Consider the following 18,663-nt stretch of genomic DNA (forward strand, 5'->3'; position numbering starts at 1 on the left):
TTGATTAGGCTTTTGTGCGCAGCGCCTCTTCCGCCTCTTCGAAATATTGCTCTAACGTCACTTTCTTATTCGTCACGTCCTTGGCAATTTGCTCACCGACATAGCGCACGTGCCACGGCTCGTAGGAATAGCCGGTTAAATCTTCCTTGCCCTTCGGGTAGCGGATAATAAATCCGTAATCGGCCGCGTTTTTGGCCAGCCATTTGCCTTCCTTCGTATCGCCGAAGCTTTCCTCCAGCCCGTAGGAGACGCTTGCGCTCGATACGTCCATCGCCAGGCCGGTCTGATGCTCGCTTTGGCCGGGGCGCGCGCTGGTGCGGTTGGCGACTTCCTCGCCCTTGCGCTGGGCGTTGCTCTCGAAGATCGACTTCTGCGTCGAGTAGGAGCGATACCCGGAGACCGCCTTTAATTCGATGCCGTCGTCCTCCGCGCCCTTAAACAGCTTCTCCAGCGCTTTGGCGGCTTCCTTGCGCATCTGTTTTTTCGGCGAATCTCCCGAGAAGGAGAACGGCACGTCCGGCACGACAAGATCGCCGGGAGCGTAATCGGACGGCAGATTGCGTTTCTTGTTGACGAGGACGAACTGGCTTGTCGCGTTGGTAATGACGGCCAGCCCTTTTTTGTCCTCCTTGATCGTACGGCTCGGCAGACTGTCGGCCAGCAGAGCGAACGCCGGCGACGCCTTCACGGGCGGCTTGACGATCTCGATCGGAGTCTCGGAAGGCTCCGAGGATGGCGATTCGGACGTTTCCGCCGGAACGCTCGCATGCGGCGATTCCCCGGAAGGTTCCGCAGAAGCGGGGGGAGAGAACGTCCCGCTATCGGACGGCTGGGCGGCCGGCGAGGGCGAGCCGCCCGAGGATTGCACTTCCTTATACAACAGTCCGCCCGCGATAGCAATTCCGAGCGCAACGACGACTAAGCTTCTCTTTTTCATCTCGTAATCTCCTTGTCGAATGGCATCAATAATTAAAAGAATAATAGAAGAATGTTTCTACAATATATCGAGATGTTTCGAAAATGTAAACTCGAAATAGGTCGACGGGGCTATTGAAACGACTCGAAAAACGCAAATATCGGTCGAAGGAAGGAGGATTACGGTACGGAAACGTCTAATAGTAAAGAGTTGAACTTGCTTACAATCGGGAGGATATACGCTATGGTCGCGCGCCGACGTTTCTGGAATTATTTGTGGGTTCAAGTCATTTTGCTGATGCTGGTCGTCTTGCTGCTGCCCCTTGGGGGCGTCGGCTGGTATTATTACGGCATGCTAAGCTCGGATCTGGAGCAGATCGAGCGCACGCATTCCCTGGAGGTCAGCGATTCGGCGCACCGGCTGATCGCCCAGCTCGGGGAGCAGCTGTCCGGTTCCGTCATCACGAACGCCAAGTGGAAGGATTACGTGGACGCCATTAACGGCGGGGATCTGGGCTGGATCGAGGAAAATATCAACGTATCGCCGGAAATCGTGCCGAACGTCGATTTTGTCGCTACGGTCGATTACGAGGGCAAGGTGCTGACGCAAGCGGGGGACGTGGCGGAATTTGTCGGGCAGCTGGCGGATCTGTCGATCGTCGAAAAAGCGAAGGAAACTCCGGACGTGTACGGCATGATCCAAACGTCGCAGGGGCTGGCGGTGATCGCGATCTCGCAGGTGACCGACGAGCAGGGACAGGCGGAGTCTCCGGCGGCGCTGCTGTTCGGACGGATGCTGGACGACGAAGCGATGGAGGGGATCGGCGCCATTCTGAACGCGGGGGTCGCCGTTCGCTCCTCCGGGGGCCAGCGGCTGAGCAGCGCTCCCGAATCGGATGGCTTGGCGAATCCGGGAGAGGGGCCGCTTCCGGCGGCCGGGGAAAGCCCCCGTTTTGCGGCGGTCGAATCGGGCGGGACGAGACACGGTCTCGTCGTGTCGGGCTACGCCGGCTTATCCGGCGAGACGGTCGCCGAGCTGGTCGTGTCGGTGCCCGCCGAGGCCAGCGGAACGGTGCACAAGGAAATGGTGCGCATGAGCGGGATCATAGCGGCGCTGGGCGCCTTGCTGATCGCGATCATCGCCTATCTGCTGCGCAGGAGGATCATCGTCCCGCTGGTCGGCTTCGAAGCTTTCCTGAAGGAGGTGTCTGCGGGACAGCTGTCCGTGACGGTGCCGGACAAGGAGCGCGGACGCAAGGACGAAATCGGCACGATCGGCCGTTCCTTGCAGGAGATGGTCGATCAATTGAAGACGATCGTGGCGGGCATCCGGGCCACGGCATCCGTCACTTCGACGGCCGCCGGCCAGCTGACCGAGGAAGCGGGGAGCGCGGCGGACGGAGCGAACCGGATCGCGCTGGCGATGAAGGAGGTCGCCGCCGGAGCGGATTCCCAGATGCAGGGCATGAAGCGCGGAGCGGACGTGGCGCTGGAAATCGTCGCCGGAATGAACACCATCGGCGAGCGTTCGTCCTCCGTCGCGGCGGTGGCGGAGCAGGCGTCCAGGCAGGCGTCGGAAGGCAGCGGCACGGTGAGCGGAGCGATCGAGCAGATGGATAAAATATCGGCCGCGGTCGGCTCGTCCGTCCGGGACGCGCACGAGCTGCACGCCCAATCCGAGCGAATCGGCCGGATGGTCGAGGCGATCTCGGCGATTGCCTACCGCACGAATTTGCTGGCGCTGAACGCGAATATCGAAGCCAGCCGGGCCGGGGAGCACGGGAGAGGATTCGCGGTTGTCGCCGGGGAAGTAAGGAAGCTGGCGCAGCAGGCGGATCAAACCGCGGCCGAGATTGTTTCCGTTATCGAGGTGGTGCAAACGGGCATTCAATCGGTCGTGCGGCGGATTGAGGACGGGCAGCGCGAGGTGGACAGCGGCACGGTCCGGGTCCGCGAAGCCGGGCAGACGTTCGAGGGCATCGCGGCCGGCATTCGCGGCATGGAGGACGAGCTGCAGGGCATCGCCGCAGCCGGTCAGGAGATCGGCGCGCAGCTGGAGGAGCTGTCCGCGCTGATCGAGGAGACGGAGGCGATCTCCGAATCGAGCGCGGACCGCGCCGGGGATGTCGCCGATATCGCGGATTCGCAGATGAATACGGTGCGTAAAGTCGCGGACGAAACGGATGGATTGGCCGGCCGGATTCGCGAATTGGAGCGGGCGGTCAACCGTTTTCGATAAACTGGACTTAAGTCGAGGGGCAGTCCAGTGCATCGGTCAAGGGAAATCGTTGGAAGGATACGGTAGAATGATCGTATCATGAGGAGAACAGGGAGATTTGGTATGAAGATAAAAGGATTATCGCAGACGATCGCAGCATGGAAGTTGTTACTAAGCAGCTTACCTCGCGGAGTCGTTGCATTCGTCATCGCGGTAGCGGGTTTAAGCGTCGGGTTGCCGCTTGCTCTATTCGTGATCGGTTTACCGATTCTGGTCGGAATGCTTGCCGCATGCGAAAAAATATTGGGCGTGGATCGGCGCATGGTGGCCGCTTGGGAGTCTTGCGGGGAATATCCGTCCGGATCTCCCCGAATCGGCCTGCCCGATAGCCGGGCCGAACTGGTTCAGGGGGGCTTGAAAAGTTGGATCAGCTCGCTCGGAAACGTTCAGCGATATCGAAATTTGGCGTACGGAATCGGCCAATTCCCGGTTTCCATTCTGGCTTTCGTGCTGGCAATCGTCATTCCGGCGACGGCGTTGGCCTTGCTGCTGTCGCCTGTTGCGGAACTTATCAGCTCGCGCATCTTCTCGTTCAACCTATTCGAGCAGGACTTGATCATGAAGTGGCTTTTCCCCGATTTGTCAAGCTTTCAACGGTCTTGGTTCAACACCGGCCTCGGCGTGCTTCTGCTAATGGCTACGCCATTCTTGTTTCGAAAGCTGGGTCAATGTTATGCGGCCTGGATTCGCTGGATTTCAGGTGCGCTATCCCATACGTAAGAGAGCGGACCGGCGTCGGTCCGCTCTCTTGCGTATGGCTCCGAGTTACATCCAGGCTTCGCCCCAGTGCTGGATGGACTGGATGACTTCCTCCAATTGGTGGCCCTTCTCGGTTAGCTCGTACTCAATGCGCACCGGCATTTCGGGATACACCGTACGGGTCAGAATTCCGGCCGCTTCCAGCTCCTTCATACGGTCCGTCAGCATTTTATCGCTCATTTCCGGAATTTGCTCTTTAATGTCCTTAAACCGTTTGGGACCTCCGAGAAGCACGCGGATGATCAGTCCGGTCCATTTTTTGCCCAGCAGCTCCGCAGCCGATTCGTACTTGGGGCACATTTTGGAATAGTCCATATCGACTCCCCCTTTTGTTCTATTTTAGCACACTCACTTCAAAAAAGTAAGTGGGATCTGACTGGGAACGTCAAAGGGCTGCAGCGGACGTCCGGCGCAGCCGCTTTGTTACACAAATGAAACATTCCTGTGATGTTGCTGTCGTACAGGTCGGTTATCCTTATTAACAAGACCCCCTTTTTTCATAGTATTGAAGCCTGCCAACGTTGGCAGGCTTCCTTTTTGTATTCGGAGCCCGGAGGCGTCCGATGCCCCGCGTCCGATACAGCTTATAGAGGAACGGCGACCTTCTCCTTCTGCCGGAAAAACACCCAACGCGCAAAGCCGATCTCGCGAAGCCGGGAACGGACGATCTCCCACTCGTCCCCGACGCGGGCCGGAAGGTGGGCGTCGGACCCGAACGTGACGTCGGCTCCGAAATGCAGCGCGCGCTCCAGAATGGCGTCCGACGGGTACCAGCCGCCGCAGTCCTTTGTCTTGCCGCTTGTATTGATCTCGATGGACAAGTCGTTCGCGGCGACCGCTTTAAGCGCTTCGTCGATGTCGGCTTCCGCGCCGGCAATGTCCGCGAAGCCCGGATAATAGCCCTTCATCGCGTCGATATGGCCGAGCACCTGGAACAGTCCGCTTTCCGCGGAACGGCGGATCAGCTCGTAGTAATGCTTTTTCTCCTCCAGCTGCCGCGTCTCGTCCAGGCCCTTCCAGCGGTTGCGGTTAAAGATGCTGACGCCGCTCGTCTGATGCACGGAGCCGATAATGTAATCGAACGGGTAAGGCGCGTAAGCGGACCGGTACAGCTCGATCTGGTCGATAAAGAAATCGGATTCGACGCCGAGCAGCACCTCGATCCGGCCCTTGTACTCCTCCTTGAGCCGCAGCACCTCGGCCACGTAGTTCGGGAACTCGCTACGGGCCATCGCGATGCCCGGATACGGATGGTCCTGCTCGTGGGCGAAATAGGGAGAATGGTCGGAAATGCCGATGACGTGCAGCCCGGCACCGATCGCCGCTTCGATATAATCGCGAATATCGTCCGTTGCGTGTCCGCATCTGTCGTGGTGCGTGTGCAAATCGAATTTCATAGCGTTCACTCCTGCCTTAGTCGTTATTCGGTTCCAATGAACTGATCCTCGGGCATTCCCTTCAGATCGTTGAGAAATTGCCGCATCGCGCTGTTAACGTATCTCCCGGACTTGGTCATCACGCCGACCGGATGGCTGACCTCCAGCTCGGTGACGGGAATCATTTTCAGCGTGCCCCGCCGAAGCTCTTCGGCTACCGACAGCTTGGATACGACCGCGGCCCCCAAATTCAGCTCGACCATTCGCTTGACTTCCTCGCTGCTTCCCAGCTCCATGACGATGTTGGGCTCGATGCCGTGATCCCGTAAAATCCGGTCCGTAAACCGTCTTCCGAGCGTATCGGGGGATAATAAAATCAGAGGGACGTCCTTCAGCATGCCGATCGTGACCCGCTTGGCTCCGGCAAGCGGATGCCGGGGGGCGACGACGAATTCGAACGTGTCGTAGTAGAGAATGGACGTTTCGACTTGCAGGCTGCGATCGGTCAAGTAGCCGATGCCGATATCCACGGCGCCGTTCTCGACGCTGGAAAGCACTTGGGTCGAAGACATGGAAAGGATGCTGGTCTTGATAAGCGGGTACTGGTTCTGGAAATAGGACAGGACGCGGGGCAAAATCTGAATCGCGATCGAGGAGGTCGTTCCGAGCACGATATGGCCTTGCGGAACCTCGTTCAAATCGGTCAGCTTCTGCTTGAGCTGCTCCACGATGGCCAGAATTTGTTCGGCGTGATCGAGGAACACTTGTCCTCTGTCCGTTAATGCGACGGGATGATTCCGGTCGACGAGAATCGTCTTGAACTCGTCTTCGAGACTTTTGATTTGCGCCGAGACGGCGGGCTGCGTCAAGTTGAGCATTTCGCCGGCTTTGCGGAAGCTTAGCGTCTTGGATATCGTGACCAACGTCTCCAGTTGGCTAATGTTCACCTGCACGCCTCCTTGGGTATCGAATTAATTTATCAACTGCTGCAATAGATATAAACAACGTTTGTCATAACCTTATTATAGGGGAAATATTTTTTCCTCGCAAAGGGTTTACACGTACTCAAAATAGAGTATAATATTCGTTGCCTACTCAAATTTGAGTAAAGAGAATTAACGGGAGAGGAAGTTTAGCAATGGATGTCAACAAGAGCAATACGAAGCTTGTCGTGACCGGCCTGCTGCTCGGCCTGTTCATGGCCGCGCTCGACCAGACGATCGTGTCGACGGCGATGACGACGATCATCAAGAAGCTGGGAGGGCTCGAAAGCTTTATTTGGGTCTATTCCGCTTATATGATCGCGATGGTCGTCTCGACGCCGATTTTCGGCAAGCTGTCCGATATGTACGGGCGCAAGCGGTTTTTCCTGATGGGCCTGATTCTGTTCCTGCTCGGCTCGATTCTGTGCGGCACGGCGCAAAATATGGATCAGCTCATTATTTACCGGGCAATTCAGGGAATCGGCGGCGGCGCCTTGATGCCGATCGTGTTCACGATTATTTTCGACCTGTTCCCGGGAGAAAAACGCGGGAAAATGATGGGGCTGTTCGGCGCGGTATTCGGCGTATCGAGCGTTTTCGGACCGATTATGGGCGGGGCGATTACGGATTACATGAGCTGGCGCTGGATTTTCTACATTAACGTACCGATCGGCCTGCTGTCCATTTACTTCATCTCGACGGCGTACCGGGAGTCGAAAAATACCCGCAAGCAGGTCATCGACTGGGCCGGGGCGATTTTGCTTACCGGAGCGATTCTGTGCCTCATGTTCGGACTGGAGCTGGGCGGCTCGGAAGGGTGGGCCTGGGACTCCGCCAAGACGATCTCGCTGTTCGCCGGTTCCGTCCTGCTGTTGGGTCTGTTCCTGTGGGCGGAGAGCGTCGCGAAGGACCCGATCATCAAGCTGGGGCTGTTCCGCAAGCGGCTGTTCACGAGCAGCATGGCCATCAGCCTGCTGTACGGCGGCGTCATGATCGCCGGCGCGACTTATATTCCGATCTTCATTCAAGGCGTATTCCACAAGACGGCGACGGAGACGAGCACGGTGCTGACTCCGATGATGCTCGGCGTCGTGCTGAGCAGCCAGATCGGCGGCCGGGTCGCCAGTCTGTTCAGATACCGGGACGTGATGCTGGTGTCCGTAATTACGCTGCTGGTCGGGTCCTGCCTGCTCGGCTTCGTCATGGATACGGAAACGAGCCGTCTCGTCATTACGCTGTTCATGGTCGTGATCGGTCTCGGCATGGGTGTGTCCTTCTCGCTGCTGAACATCTCGACGCTGGGCTCCGTTCCTCCGCAATACAAGGGCTCGGCCTCGTCGCTCATCACCTTTTTCCGGACCATCGGTTCGGCGCTCGGAGTAACGGTGTTCGGGACGCTGCAGAAGCATCAGTTCCAGCAGGGCGTTCAAGAAATACCGAATATGAATCCGGATATGGCGGCACAAATCAAGGGCGGGCAGGCGCTGCTCGATCCGACCGTCCAGGAGAAAATGGGGCTGTCTGCCGACATTGTGAACGGGCTGCTCGCCAAACTCGCCGATTCGATTACCTACGTCTTCCAATGGTCGGTGCTGCTGCCGGCGCTCGCGTTCGTGTTCGTCCTGCTGATGGGCAGCGCGAGAATGGAGAAGGCCGCCCCCGGGCGGCAGGGAGCGCCGGACGACAAGCCGGGCAAGCCGGAGCCTTCCTACAATAGAGGCTAGCGGGAGATGTCGATTCGATTAATCATCCTCGGCTTGCTGATGGAAAACAATCGCCATCCGTATGAAATCCGGCAGACGATCAAGGCGAGAAATTGGCATATGACGTTCCGAATTCGCGACGGCTCGCTCTATTACGCGGTCGATCAGATGAGGGAGGATGGGCTGATCGAGGTGGCGGAGACGATTCCGGTACAAGGCGACAACCGTCCGGACAAAATCGTGTACCGCATTACGGACAAGGGGAAAGACGCTCTTCGGCAAATGGTCCACGAGGAGTTCGACAAGGACTTCTACCCGCAGCATCCGATATTCGCTCCGCTCGTATTCGCGCGGCATGCGGACAACGCAGAGATGGAGACGCTGATCGCCAAACGGCTGACCGGCTGCCAGGACCGGATCGACCGGATCAACGGCGTGCTGGAGCTGAAGGGCGGATGGCTGCCGCACGGCTCCAAGCGCATGATCGAAGGCGTTCTGCGGTTCAGCGAGGCGGAGCGCGACTGGCTTGCGGTGATTTTGGAGGACGCAAGGAACGGGCTGCTGAAGATTGCGGAGAGGAAGCCGGGCTCCCCGCCGGACGGCGAGCGCTGCTGAGCGGACGGCAGGGGACGGTATAGAGGAGCCTTGATTGCTTCGAAAAAGGCGGCCCGAATGTAAAGGGTCGATTAAATCTTGCCGAAGCCCCCCGCGAAACAAGGAAAACGCCGGCCGTTCGTCGAAGTTAACCGTCAAATCTGCGCTTTGGGCGAGAAAGGCGACTTCGATGGACGACAAAAAACAGATTAACGCCTGGGTCATGTACGATTGGGGCAATTCCGCTTTCGCTACGACGATTATGGCGGCCGTCATGCCGATTTATTTTATCAGCGTCGCCGGAGGCACCGACGGAAGCTGGAGCTTCACGCAGACGGCGGCGGCGATCGTCGTGGCGCTGCTGTCCCCGCTGCTCGGCGCGATCGCCGATCATACCGGGAGGAAAAAAGCGTTTCTCCGCGTATTCAGCCTGATCGGAGCGGCCGCCAGCGCGGCGATGGCGTTCATCGGCCCGGGCGACATGTGGCTCGCCTCCGTGCTTGTCGTTATCGGCATGGTCGGCTTCGGAACCGGAAATACGTTCTACGACGCGCTGCTGGGCGACGTGGCTTCGCCCGCGCAGCGGGAGCGCGTCAGCGCCAGAGGCTACGCGATGGGGTATTTGGGCGGCGGACTGCTGCTGGCCGTTAATCTCGGCCTGATTCTCGGCTGGGAGAAGATCGGCCTGCCCGACAGTACGGCCGCTTCGCAAATTTCGTTCGTATCGGTCGGCGTCTGGTGGATCGTCTTCTCGCTGCCGCTGTTCCGCAGAGTGAACGAGGCGCCCGGCCAGGCCAAGGAAGGCACGGTAACGGACCACGTCAAGACCGGTGCGCGGCGGCTGAGGGAGACGTTCGGCCGCATCAAGCGTTACCCCGAGCTGATGAAGTTTATGCTGTCCTATTGGTTTTTCTTCGACGGCATCAATACGATCATTGTTATGGCCGCCAGCTACGGCACGACGATCGGCATCGAGAGCGATCACTTGATCGCCGCCCTGCTCATCACGCAATTCGTCGGCTTCCCGGCCTCGCTGCTGTTTGGCAAACTGGCCGACAAGCTGGGGAGCAAGAGGATGCTGTACGGCTCGCTCGTCATTTATCTGATCATCGTTTTGCTGGGCTACTTCATGACCAGCGCTTTGCATTTCTATTTGCTGGCCTGTATGGTCGGGCTTGTGCAGGGAGGCTCGCAGGCGACCTCGCGGTCGATCTTCAGCAAAATGATTCCCTCCGGCCGGAACGCGGAGTTTTTCGGCTTCCTCAGCTTTACGAGCCGCTTCTTCTCGTTCGGCGGCCCGCTCGTGTTCGGCCTCGTCAAGCTGATCAGCGATTCGAGCCGGTCCGCGCTGCTGGCGGTCGCCTTCTTCTTCGTCGCCGGCATCGTCCTGCTGTCGTTCGTCAACCTGGCGAAGGGCGAGCGGGAGGCGGGGCAGCCGATCTGAGGCCCGGGGAGGCTCGGCATAAGCCCGCATGAAATGACACTTGATTTTCTGGAAAACAATTGCTAAGATGAAAACTACGATGACGGTTGGAGTCCATGAGAAAACCCGAACAATTCGATTTGCTCGTTCGCGAGCTTATCCGATTGTTGGGGTTTTTTTTATGATTATTTTCGGAGTCGGATTCGGTTTCGGATAGTCGGACTCATCCGGGAGAGGAGGTGCCGTTCGCGTCGAGGGAAGAGGGAAAGGATTTAACCATTACGAGGAGGGATTTGCATGCTTCATGCTCACAAATCGCCGGTTAAGAACAGACAAGTAAAACGGGTTGTTTCCGTCGTCCTCTCCGTCCTTCTATGGGGACTGTCGGCGCTGCCCGCGTTCGCGGCCACTCCGCAGAAAACGGTTAACGCTTCGGCAACGCTTGCTTACAATATTCTGGGGCTTAATCACAACAAGGTCGTCCAGAAAGCTTATCTCGGTTCCACCTATCTGTACGTCCTCCAGCGGGATGAGGGGGATTGCCATCTCTCCAGATTGTCGATAAGCGGAAACGACGCGACGTATATGGACGAAATGACCGTTACCAACGCCGGACATTGCGAAACGCTGGATATGTACGAATACGACGGCGAAAATTATTTCTACATCAGCTCGAAGGCGGACCCCTCCACGGAGCGTTACTGGTCGCTTCAGGTGGCAAGGCTGCAATATTCGCCCGGCATGGTCTACGATTATACGGACCTTCATCGATTCACGTACATGAATTACGCCAATGCAACCGGAACGAGATTGGGCGACACCTATCGGGTTGCCGGCGCCGGCAACGGCAGCTATACGATCTTCCGCATCCAAACCAAGCAAAAAACCGTAACCTGGTCCATCTACGACACGAAAAAACTGAATCAGCTGCTGGACAATAATCAGCAGGTGCGAATGGACAGCACAGCCGCAAAAAACGCCCTGGTTACAAGCTTCACGCAATCGGGAAGCGCGATCGTCAGACCGAACAACTCCTTCCAGGGCGCCGATATTTACAGCAAAACGAAGATTTACACGTCCGGCGGCGGGGCCGGGGAGGTTCCGCAGATTGCCTTGATGTCCAATACGGGGGCCTACCAGACGCTCGTAAACATCACCAACGTCGGAATGTATGAAATCGAAGGCGTGCAGCCTAAAAACGGCAACGTCTATTTTACAATCGTTCCGGATACGGTCAACAAACAAAACACGCAAAAAGTCTATTACGTAGCCGATAGCGTGTTCGATTGAGCCGTTCCTCCCAAGCTTGACAGCTATATTGCATCATGCTAGAATCGGATTTGTTCACAAACTTCATATTTTGTAAGCGCTATACTCTGTGGGGCGCTTAAGACGGACGGGTAGAGACGATGAGAAACCCTTAGTCTAAAACTGCGAATCCATTTTGGAAGGAGGTTTTAGATAAGTTTCTCATCGTTTATTTGCATTTTCAAAAAATGAAAACATTCACAAAAAAAGAGAGAGAATCTACCAAAAAAGAGGGATGAAGATATGCGATTCAAAATGTTGAAAGTTTGTCTGTCGATTATGCTTATCGCGAGCGTTGCCGCCCTTGCGGCTTGTTCTTCCAAAAATAACGAATCCAAAACTTCTCCGTCGGCATCCGGAACACAGCCTGCATCCTCGTCGAGCGGCGCTCCGTCGGAAGCCAAGAAAGAGCCTATCGAACTGGTATTCTTCTATCCGGTTGCCGCCGGCGGCTCCATACGGGAAGTGTTCGACGCTCTGGCCGCGCAATTCAACGAGGAACACGGACCCGACATTACCGTAAAGAACGTATTTTCCGGAAGCTACCAAGATACGCTCGTCAAAGTAAAGACCGGGGTCATGGGCAAGGATTCTCCGGATCTGACCCTGCTTTCTTCGACGGCCTTGTTCGAACTGCTGGACATGGATGCGATCATGCCGCTCGACGATCTGATTGCCAAGGACGGCGGCGATGCCTATGTCAACGACTTCTACGAAGCTTTCCTGGCGAATGGCCGGACCGAAGGACAACTGTACAGCATTCCGTTTCAAAGGAGCACGATCATCCTTTACTACAATAAAGATCTCTTCAGGAAAGCGGGGCTTGACCCGGAGAAACCGCCGACCAACTATGCCGAGCTGGTGGAATACGGCAAAGCATTGACGAAAGACGGAACGTGGGGATTGGAAATTACGGCGACGGATTTTATCCAATGGATGTTCCATGCCTTCGCGCTGCAGAACGGCAAAAACATCATGAATCAAGACGGAACGGAAATGTACCTCGATACTCCGGAAAACGTGGAAGCGCTGCAATTCTGGAAGGATATGATCTACGAGCATAAAATGATGCCGACGGGCGCTACGGCATGGGGGACGATTCCTACGGATTTCATCAGCCAGAAAACGGCGATGATGTACCACACGACGGGGAACTTGGGCACCGTCCGGAATGGCGCGACCTTCGATTTCGGCACCGCGTTCCTGCCTGCGGGCAAACAATACGGAACGCCTGTCGGAGGAGCCAATCTCTACATTATCAAAGGCTTGCCGCAAGAACGGCAGGATGCCGCCTGGACATTCATTCGCTGGTTGACGGAACCGGAGCGCATGGCGCAATTCAGCATCGATACGGGTTACGTCGCGGCAACGAAGTCGTCGTACGATACCGAAACGATGAAGAAGTTCACCGCGGAATTCCCGCAATTCCTGACGGCGCGCGATCAACTGGAGTATGCCGCCTCATCATTCTCCGTTCATAACCAAGGGGAAATTACGAAGGTATTCATGTCCGAATTGCAAGCGGCCATCGTAAGCAACGCCGACCCTGCGGAATCGTTGAAGAAAATACAGAAGGCGGCGGACGAAGCGTTGAAGCAATATCATAATTAACAGAACCGGGAGACGGTATACCGATGAAGCTATTGCGATCCAGACAAGCCAAAACGAATATCTACGGGTATTCCCTGCTCCTGCCTTCCCTCCTTTTTCTCGGCCTGTTTACGTTCTTTCCTCTCGGGAGAACGGTGTACAACAGTTTGTTTTACAACAGAATAAGTCTCCCTAGCCCCGAGTTCGCGGGGTTAGGGAACTTTCGAAGCCTATGGGGAAATGAAGTTTTCTGGAAGGTCATGAAGAATACGTTTATCTTCGTTGCAGGCACCGTGCCGGTCAGCATTGCGATCGCGCTGATGATGGCGGTGTTTGTCAATAAAGCGTTTAGGGGCAGCGGAATTCTTCGTACGTTCTTTTTCTATCCGACCGTTCTGCCGACCATAGCGGCCGCCAACATATGGCTGTTCATTTACACCCCTAATTATGGTTTGTTGAATATGGTCCTGGAGAAAATCGGGTTGTCGTCCTTCAATTGGCTGGGCGACCCGAGCACGGCGTTAGCGTCCACCATGATCATGATGATATGGAAAGAAGCCGGTTATCTGATGGTTTTCTATCTGGCCGGACTGCAAAATATTCCGAAAGATATGTACGAGGCCGCGGAGGTGGACGGCGCCAAGCCTTCCTACATGTTTTTCAAAATCACGTTTCCGTTATTGATGCCAAGCACGCTGTTTATTCTCATTATATCGACCACGCACGGGTTCCGGATGGTCGACCACCTGCCGATCATGACGGGAGGCGGACCTAACAACGCCAGCAACCTGCTTCTGTATTACATTTACGAGACGGCCTTCTCTTCCTGGAACACGGGATTGGCCGCCGCGCTGACTTTGATCCTGGCCGCCATTCTTTTGGCGCTCGCGAGCGTTCAGTTCTTTGGCCTGGATAAAAAAATTCACTATAACTAGGGTGTGCAGATGCGAAGATTATTACAGCTTTTCATGATCGTGATGGGCATTCTATGGTTCGTTCCGTTCGCATGGATTCTATGGACCTCGATTCGCCCGAGCGAGCTGGCGATGCAGGCGGATTTTACGACATTGAAATTCACCTTGTCCAATTTCGTGGACGCATGGCAGGGCGCGGCATTTAACCAGTATTACATCAATACGATCATCATTGTTTTGGGCATTCTTATCTTTCAATTGTTTTCCGTGACTCTGGCCGCTTACGCGTTTGCGAGGCTGGCCTTCTGGGGAAGCAACGCGATGCTGATCGTCGTCATGATTCAAATCATGATTCCGCCGGAATCCCTGATCGCGCCGAATTATTTGACGATCAGCGATATGAATTTGTACGATACGAAGCTGGCGATTATGCTGCCGGCCTTCGCGTCGGCCTTCGGGATTTTCCTGCTGCGCCAGACGTTCAAAGCCGTGCCGGTCGAAATGGACGAGGCGGCCAGGCTGGAAGGCTGCAATATGGTTCAGATGATCTGGAGAATTTACGTTCCGTTATCCGTCCCGACCTTGATCGCCTTCAGCATCGTGTCCATCAGCGCGCACTGGAACAGCTTCCTGTGGCCGCTCATCGTGACCAGCTCGCCGGAGAATCGTCCGCTTACGGTTGGTTTGGCCATCTATGCGGGCTCCTCCGAGACCGGCGCGCAGTGGTCCGCCGTATCGGCGGCAACCCTGATTATCGTGCTTCCGCTCATTGCCGGCTTTTTAATTTTCCAGCGCAAATTCATTAACAGCTTTATGCACGTCGGCGTCAAGTGACCAAGCAGGGAACGCCCGCCAAGGGGAGCGGCTCGAATGATACAAGAATACGTCCTATGAGGTGACACCATGTCGAAATCGGAATTAATCGTAATCGGGCATCGCGGGTGCGCTGCGGAAGCGCCCGAAAATACGCTTGCTTCGTTCGCTCTTGCCGTACGGCAGAAGTGCGACGCGATCGAACTGGATATCCAGCTTTCTGCGGACAACGACATCGTCGTTTGCCATGACCGCACGATTGACCGCACGACGGATCGTCGGGGGGCGATCAGACAGCTGAAGACGTCGGAATTGAAACAGGCGGACGCGGGAAGATGGTTCCGCGAGGATTATGCCGGCGAAAGAATTCCGCTGCTCGAAGAAGTGCTCGACGCGGTGCCGCCTTCAATCGAATTGAATATTGAAATCAAAAATTCATGCGACGGGGAAATCGAGCCCAGACTTATCGACTTGTTGAAACGGAAAAACCGCATCTCCAACGTCATTATCGTTTCTTTCGATTTCAAAAGCCTGAGCCTTGTCAAACGAATCGAACCGGACCTTCGCATCGGCCTCACTTACTCGAATAACCTGGTCGATCATTATCGGCTGACCGAATTGGTCGATATTCCGGTTCATTCTCTTCATCCCAACTATGTGCATCTCAACAAGCGGGACGTGGAGGATGCATTGAGCCGCGGCTTGAAGGTTTATGCCTATACCGTCAATTCCGAAAGCGATATGAAGCAGGTAATCGATTACGGGGTATCCGGAATATTATCGGATTGTCCCGGCAGGCTTAGAGCTCTGTTGGACGCCTAAGCCGGCGGAGCTGCCGAGACCAGAATCAGGAGGGTTAAAATGTCAGGGACAACAACTTCGGGAATCGACAGAATTACCTATTGTCTGAAACGCAAGCCCGTGATCGCCACGCTGGTGCACGAAAACGATCTGAGCGAGATTTTGCAAACGACGTCCCATATCGTTTGCGTGCTGAAGGCGGATATATTTACGTTAGGCGAAACCGTTAATCAAATTCGAGATGCGGGCAAGCTCTCCTTTATTCACTTCGACCTCGTAGAAGGGCTGGGAAAGGATAAAGTCGGAGTGGCTTATCTGGCCAAAACGATCGGCGCAGACGGGATTATTACCACCAAAAGCTCGATTATCTCCGAAGCGCATAAGCTGGGACTGATCACGGTGCAGCGTTTATTTACATTCGATTCCGTATCGCTCGACAATGGCATAAAATTGGCCAAATCTTCCAAGCCCGATGCGATCGAAGTGCTCCCTGGCATGGTTTGCTCGAAAATTATGGGCCGGATCCGCAAGGAAACCGACATTCCGGTCATCGCCGGCGGATTGATGATCGACATGGACGATTTGAACGGCGCCATCCGGAGCGGAGCCATCGGAATTTCGACTTCCAGCAAAGAGCTGTGGCGCTGGCAAGATCAACAATAATTCTATAGCTAGATTCAATGGGCAGAGACATGGAGAAGCCCTTTGCATGAATCCACACCTTGCGGCGACGCGAGTGTGCAAGGATTGCAAAGGGACTTCTCTTTTTTTTCGCGAGGCTCGGCGCCCTGAATGGAAAGGAAACGATCATGGATCAATTTGCTGGCTACATTTTCGACCTGGACGGGACGATTTATCTTGGGGACGCTGCGATTAAGGGAGCGGCGGAGACGATCGAATATTTGCAAGCGCACCGTAAAAAAATGCTGTTTCTCACCAACAAGACGATTGAATCCCGTGAAAGATACGTAAAAAAACTTCGCGGCTTCGGCATTGAGGTCGATCTGGAAAACCTGCTGAGCCCTTCCGTCGTTACCCTTCAATATTTGCATAAACACTATCCCGCAGCGCCCGTCTATCTGATCGGGGAGGAGGCGCTGAAGGAGGAATTGCGGCAAGGAGGCATCCGGTTCGCGGAGTCTCCGGAAGAAACCGAGATGGTCGTCGTTTCGTGGGACCGGGAATTCCATTACAGGCATCTGGATTTTGCGTATCAATCGATTCGCCAAGGCGCTCACGTGATCGCTACGCATCCCGATCGAACTTGTCCCGTCTCGGGAGGGGAAGTCCCCGATTGCGGAGGCATGATCGGCGCCATTGAAGCGGTGACCAACAGGAAGATCGATGTGATTATGGGCAAGCCCTCGGCTTTAATGGCGTCGACGGCGCTGAATATTTTGCAGGTCGGGGCCTCCGATTGCCTGATGGTCGGGGATCGTCTGGAGACGGATATTCTGATGGGACAGCTTGCGGGCATGCGCACGGCGCTTGTGCTTACCGGCGCGACCTCCGCGGAGGACATTCGGGCAGCTCTGGCGAAACCGGACTATATACTGGATTCCGTATCCGGGCTCATGCTTCATGAACAAGTACGAACCGAATGATGGGCAGGGGTAGAACATGTCAAACGCGATCGATTTTGTCTTCGTTGTGTTCAAGAACTACGAATTTTATTTCCGCATCCTGATCAGCGCCGTTCTCGGGCTGCTGATCGGATTCGACCGCACTCATAAAAATAAGCCGGCCGGCGTCAAGACGTTTACGTTCGTGACGGTCGCCTGCGCGCTGATCACGATCGTATCGATCGAGAGCGTGGGCGTGTTCAGCCGTCTGCACGATCGAACGATGATGGACCCGATGCGTCTGGCGGCCCAGATCGTGACCGGTTTGGGATTTCTCGGAGCCGGCTTGATCATGAAGTCCGGCTTCGAGGTGAAGGGACTGACTTCCGCGGCGATGATCTTGTTCGCAGGAGGCGTCGGCATCGGTACCGGCGCGGGCTTCTACGGGTATGTCCTGTTCGCGATCGCGGTCGTCTTCGCATTCGTCCGCATCGGCGGCTGGATCGAGAAGCGGGAGCACGACAAATCGCAGGCGAAGGCCAAGGAAGAAACGTCCAAGAACGCAAAGGTTCCCGGACCTTCCCAGCCTGCCGCCGACTCGCTGCCGGGACGGTCTTCTGCCGGGTAGAACGTTCGACGGCGCAGCGCATCCGCGCTTCGCCGTCCCGGGCCGCATCAGCCCGGAATAACCGAATCCGCGTAGACGATGGCGGCGCTGCCGCAAGATTTGCCGGTTTCATAGGAGATATTTCCGAGCAGCCCGGCGAAACTCGCTTTCAGCCGGGCTGCTTCTTCGTCGTCCGGGCCGCGGCCCAGCCAGCGGAGCGCAGCCGCCGTCGTCTCGCGTCCGTCCGTCAGGGCTCGCTCCCACAGCTCCATCGCGCTGTCGCAATGGACGACGGTGCGGTCGCTCGGGTCGATCCAGCCTTTCCGGGCATCGTTCAGCACGTCCCAGGCCAGCCTGCGGCGAGGCGGGGAGAACGGCTGCAGCTGTCCGAAGACAAGGCGCCCCTTCCAGCCGCTCGGGTCGAAGAACAGCCGCTGGGCTTGCTGCATCTGCGCGACCGCCCGGTCGAGCTGTCCGGGCGAGATCCGCTCCGCCGGCATCGGATAATGCAGCCGGGCGATGCGGAGGAAGTCGGCGGCGAAGCCTCCGGGCAGGCGGCCTCCCGTTTCGATCTCGGGAGCGACCGGCGTCCTGGCGGTGCTAACGCCCGCGCGGCGCATCATAATTTCCGCGTCCATAGCCGTTTCGTAGAACTGATGGTCCCATTTTCGAAAGCCGGAGCGGCTGAACACGAACGGATGAAGATGGCGGTCGAGCAGATGATGGAGCAAAAACCCGAGGCAGTACGCCGCTGCCGGATCCTCCGCTGAACGGGTTCTCGCTTCCTCGAGCAAGGACAGCAGGAAAGGGCCGCAGTGCTGCACGTGCATCAGCGCCCCCAGCTTGTTCAGGTCGGTGTCCCCGGTCTGCCAGGGCAAATATCGATCGTAGAAAAGGAAGTCCGGACCTTGGCAGCCAAGCTGGAAAGCGGTTTTCCAAGGCGGCGATCCCATAGGACTATCGGCCTGAATTGCGCTCAGAACTTCCCTGCCGAACTGAAGATGCGCCCAAACATTCGGCATCGATCTTCCTCCCTT

At 56.3% G+C, this 18,663-nt stretch carries 18 protein-coding genes; 13 read left to right on the forward strand and 5 right to left on the reverse strand.

Annotated elements, in window-relative coordinates:
- Positions 1–4 precede the first annotated feature (4 nt).
- Entirely contained in the window at positions 5–937 is a 933-nt protein-coding gene (locus tag ACFFT4_RS23330) for a M15 family metallopeptidase (RefSeq protein ID WP_378051289.1), read from the reverse strand.
- 222 nt (positions 938–1,159) lie between these two features.
- On the opposite strand from ACFFT4_RS23330, the gene ACFFT4_RS23335 reads away from it, so the two are divergent.
- Together ACFFT4_RS23335 and ACFFT4_RS23340 are read left to right on the forward strand one after the other, a co-directional pair.
- Entirely contained in the window at positions 1,160–3,154 is a 1,995-nt protein-coding gene (locus ACFFT4_RS23335; RefSeq protein ID WP_378051290.1) for a methyl-accepting chemotaxis protein, read from the forward strand.
- Positions 3,155–3,256: 102 nt separating this feature from the next.
- Complete coding sequence (locus ACFFT4_RS23340; protein ID WP_378051292.1) at positions 3,257–3,913, forward strand: sensor domain-containing protein; 657 nt, start codon at positions 3,257–3,259, stop codon at positions 3,911–3,913.
- 45 nt (positions 3,914–3,958) lie between these two features.
- Here ACFFT4_RS23340 and ACFFT4_RS23345 read toward each other — a convergent pair whose 3' ends face one another.
- From ACFFT4_RS23345 to ACFFT4_RS23355, 3 genes are all read right to left on the reverse strand, one after another.
- Positions 3,959–4,267 (reverse strand): winged helix-turn-helix transcriptional regulator, encoded by a 309-nt coding sequence (locus tag ACFFT4_RS23345; RefSeq protein ID WP_378051294.1) that lies wholly within the window; start codon positions 4,265–4,267, stop codon positions 3,959–3,961.
- 269 nt (positions 4,268–4,536) lie between these two features.
- Entirely contained in the window at positions 4,537–5,349 is an 813-nt protein-coding gene (locus tag ACFFT4_RS23350; protein WP_378051296.1) for a histidinol-phosphatase, read from the reverse strand.
- A gap of 23 nt (positions 5,350–5,372) precedes the next feature.
- Positions 5,373–6,275 carry a LysR family transcriptional regulator gene (locus ACFFT4_RS23355; protein ID WP_378051297.1) on the reverse strand — a complete coding sequence of 301 codons (903 nt, stop codon included), beginning with the start codon at positions 6,273–6,275 and terminating at the stop codon, positions 5,373–5,375.
- Positions 6,276–6,466: 191 nt separating this feature from the next.
- Here ACFFT4_RS23355 and ACFFT4_RS23360 point away from each other — a divergent pair, with 191 nt between their 5' ends.
- The 11 genes from ACFFT4_RS23360 to ACFFT4_RS23410 all read left to right on the forward strand — a co-directional run bounded on the left by ACFFT4_RS23360 (position 6,467) and on the right by ACFFT4_RS23410 (position 17,647).
- Positions 6,467–8,035 (forward strand): MDR family MFS transporter, encoded by a 1,569-nt coding sequence (locus tag ACFFT4_RS23360; RefSeq protein ID WP_378051298.1) that lies wholly within the window; start codon positions 6,467–6,469, stop codon positions 8,033–8,035.
- Positions 8,036–8,041: 6 nt separating this feature from the next.
- Positions 8,042–8,629, forward strand: a complete 588-nt coding sequence (locus tag ACFFT4_RS23365; RefSeq protein WP_378051300.1) for a PadR family transcriptional regulator — start codon at positions 8,042–8,044, stop codon at positions 8,627–8,629.
- Positions 8,630–8,663: 34 nt separating this feature from the next.
- Complete coding sequence (locus ACFFT4_RS23370) at positions 8,664–10,052, forward strand: MFS transporter (protein WP_378051302.1); 1,389 nt, start codon at positions 8,664–8,666, stop codon at positions 10,050–10,052.
- 276 nt (positions 10,053–10,328) lie between these two features.
- Positions 10,329–11,321, forward strand: a complete 993-nt coding sequence (locus ACFFT4_RS23375) for a helveticin J family class III bacteriocin (protein ID WP_378051303.1) — start codon at positions 10,329–10,331, stop codon at positions 11,319–11,321.
- Between the two features lie 261 nt (positions 11,322–11,582).
- A complete protein-coding gene (locus ACFFT4_RS23380; RefSeq protein ID WP_378051304.1) occupies positions 11,583–12,950 on the forward strand; it encodes an ABC transporter substrate-binding protein in 1,368 nt (455 codons plus the stop codon).
- A gap of 239 nt (positions 12,951–13,189) precedes the next feature.
- On the forward strand, positions 13,190–13,864 hold the full coding sequence (locus tag ACFFT4_RS23385) for a carbohydrate ABC transporter permease (protein WP_378051305.1): 675 nt from the start codon (positions 13,190–13,192) through the stop codon (positions 13,862–13,864).
- A 9-nt stretch (positions 13,865–13,873) separates the two neighbouring features.
- Positions 13,874–14,677, forward strand: coding sequence for a carbohydrate ABC transporter permease (locus ACFFT4_RS23390; RefSeq protein ID WP_378051306.1), 804 nt, complete (start codon positions 13,874–13,876; stop codon positions 14,675–14,677).
- 69 nt (positions 14,678–14,746) lie between these two features.
- Complete coding sequence (locus ACFFT4_RS23395; RefSeq protein WP_378051307.1) at positions 14,747–15,478, forward strand: glycerophosphodiester phosphodiesterase; 732 nt, start codon at positions 14,747–14,749, stop codon at positions 15,476–15,478.
- Positions 15,479–15,517: 39 nt separating this feature from the next.
- The gene (locus ACFFT4_RS23400) at positions 15,518–16,120 is read left to right on the forward strand and encodes a glycerol-3-phosphate responsive antiterminator (RefSeq protein WP_378051309.1); all 603 of its coding nucleotides are present in this window, start codon (positions 15,518–15,520) and stop codon (positions 16,118–16,120) included.
- Positions 16,121–16,266: 146 nt separating this feature from the next.
- Positions 16,267–17,061: an HAD-IIA family hydrolase gene (locus tag ACFFT4_RS23405; RefSeq protein ID WP_378051311.1), complete on the forward strand. Its 795-nt coding sequence runs from the start codon at positions 16,267–16,269 to the stop codon at positions 17,059–17,061.
- Between the two features lie 16 nt (positions 17,062–17,077).
- Positions 17,078–17,647: an MgtC/SapB family protein gene (locus ACFFT4_RS23410; RefSeq protein WP_378051312.1), complete on the forward strand. Its 570-nt coding sequence runs from the start codon at positions 17,078–17,080 to the stop codon at positions 17,645–17,647.
- A 47-nt stretch (positions 17,648–17,694) separates the two neighbouring features.
- Here the strand turns inward: ACFFT4_RS23410 and ACFFT4_RS23415 are convergent, their stop codons facing one another.
- The gene (locus tag ACFFT4_RS23415; RefSeq protein WP_378051313.1) at positions 17,695–18,648 is read right to left on the reverse strand and encodes a zinc dependent phospholipase C family protein; all 954 of its coding nucleotides are present in this window, start codon (positions 18,646–18,648) and stop codon (positions 17,695–17,697) included.
- Between the last annotated feature and the right edge of the window lie 15 nt (positions 18,649–18,663).

The organism is Cohnella cellulosilytica (assembly GCF_042431195.1).
GTDB classification, from domain to species: domain Bacteria; phylum Bacillota; class Bacilli; order Paenibacillales; family Paenibacillaceae; genus Cohnella; species Cohnella cellulosilytica.

Excerpts from the sequence above, each read along its gene's own strand:
- ACFFT4_RS23375 (WP_378051303.1), top strand. The coding sequence starts at position 10,329 with ATGCTTCATGCTCACAAATCGCCGGTTAAGAACAGACAAGTAAAACGG.
- ACFFT4_RS23330 (WP_378051289.1), bottom strand. The coding sequence starts at position 937 with ATGAAAAAGAGAAGCTTAGTCGTCGTTGCGCTCGGAATTGCTATCGCG.
- ACFFT4_RS23415 (WP_378051313.1), bottom strand. The coding sequence starts at position 18,648 with ATGCCGAATGTTTGGGCGCATCTTCAGTTCGGCAGGGAAGTTCTGAGC.
- ACFFT4_RS23365 (WP_378051300.1), top strand. The coding sequence starts at position 8,042 with ATGTCGATTCGATTAATCATCCTCGGCTTGCTGATGGAAAACAATCGC.
- ACFFT4_RS23350 (WP_378051296.1), bottom strand. The coding sequence starts at position 5,349 with ATGAAATTCGATTTGCACACGCACCACGACAGATGCGGACACGCAACG.
- ACFFT4_RS23380 (WP_378051304.1), top strand. The coding sequence starts at position 11,583 with ATGCGATTCAAAATGTTGAAAGTTTGTCTGTCGATTATGCTTATCGCG.
- ACFFT4_RS23390 (WP_378051306.1), top strand. The coding sequence starts at position 13,874 with ATGCGAAGATTATTACAGCTTTTCATGATCGTGATGGGCATTCTATGG.
- ACFFT4_RS23405 (WP_378051311.1), top strand. The coding sequence starts at position 16,267 with ATGGATCAATTTGCTGGCTACATTTTCGACCTGGACGGGACGATTTAT.
- ACFFT4_RS23345 (WP_378051294.1), bottom strand. The coding sequence starts at position 4,267 with ATGGACTATTCCAAAATGTGCCCCAAGTACGAATCGGCTGCGGAGCTG.
- ACFFT4_RS23400 (WP_378051309.1), top strand. The coding sequence starts at position 15,518 with ATGTCAGGGACAACAACTTCGGGAATCGACAGAATTACCTATTGTCTG.
- ACFFT4_RS23385 (WP_378051305.1), top strand. The coding sequence starts at position 13,190 with ATGAAGAATACGTTTATCTTCGTTGCAGGCACCGTGCCGGTCAGCATT.
- ACFFT4_RS23340 (WP_378051292.1), top strand. The coding sequence starts at position 3,257 with ATGAAGATAAAAGGATTATCGCAGACGATCGCAGCATGGAAGTTGTTA.
- ACFFT4_RS23360 (WP_378051298.1), top strand. The coding sequence starts at position 6,467 with ATGGATGTCAACAAGAGCAATACGAAGCTTGTCGTGACCGGCCTGCTG.
- ACFFT4_RS23335 (WP_378051290.1), top strand. The coding sequence starts at position 1,160 with ATGGTCGCGCGCCGACGTTTCTGGAATTATTTGTGGGTTCAAGTCATT.
- ACFFT4_RS23395 (WP_378051307.1), top strand. The coding sequence starts at position 14,747 with ATGTCGAAATCGGAATTAATCGTAATCGGGCATCGCGGGTGCGCTGCG.
- ACFFT4_RS23410 (WP_378051312.1), top strand. The coding sequence starts at position 17,078 with ATGTCAAACGCGATCGATTTTGTCTTCGTTGTGTTCAAGAACTACGAA.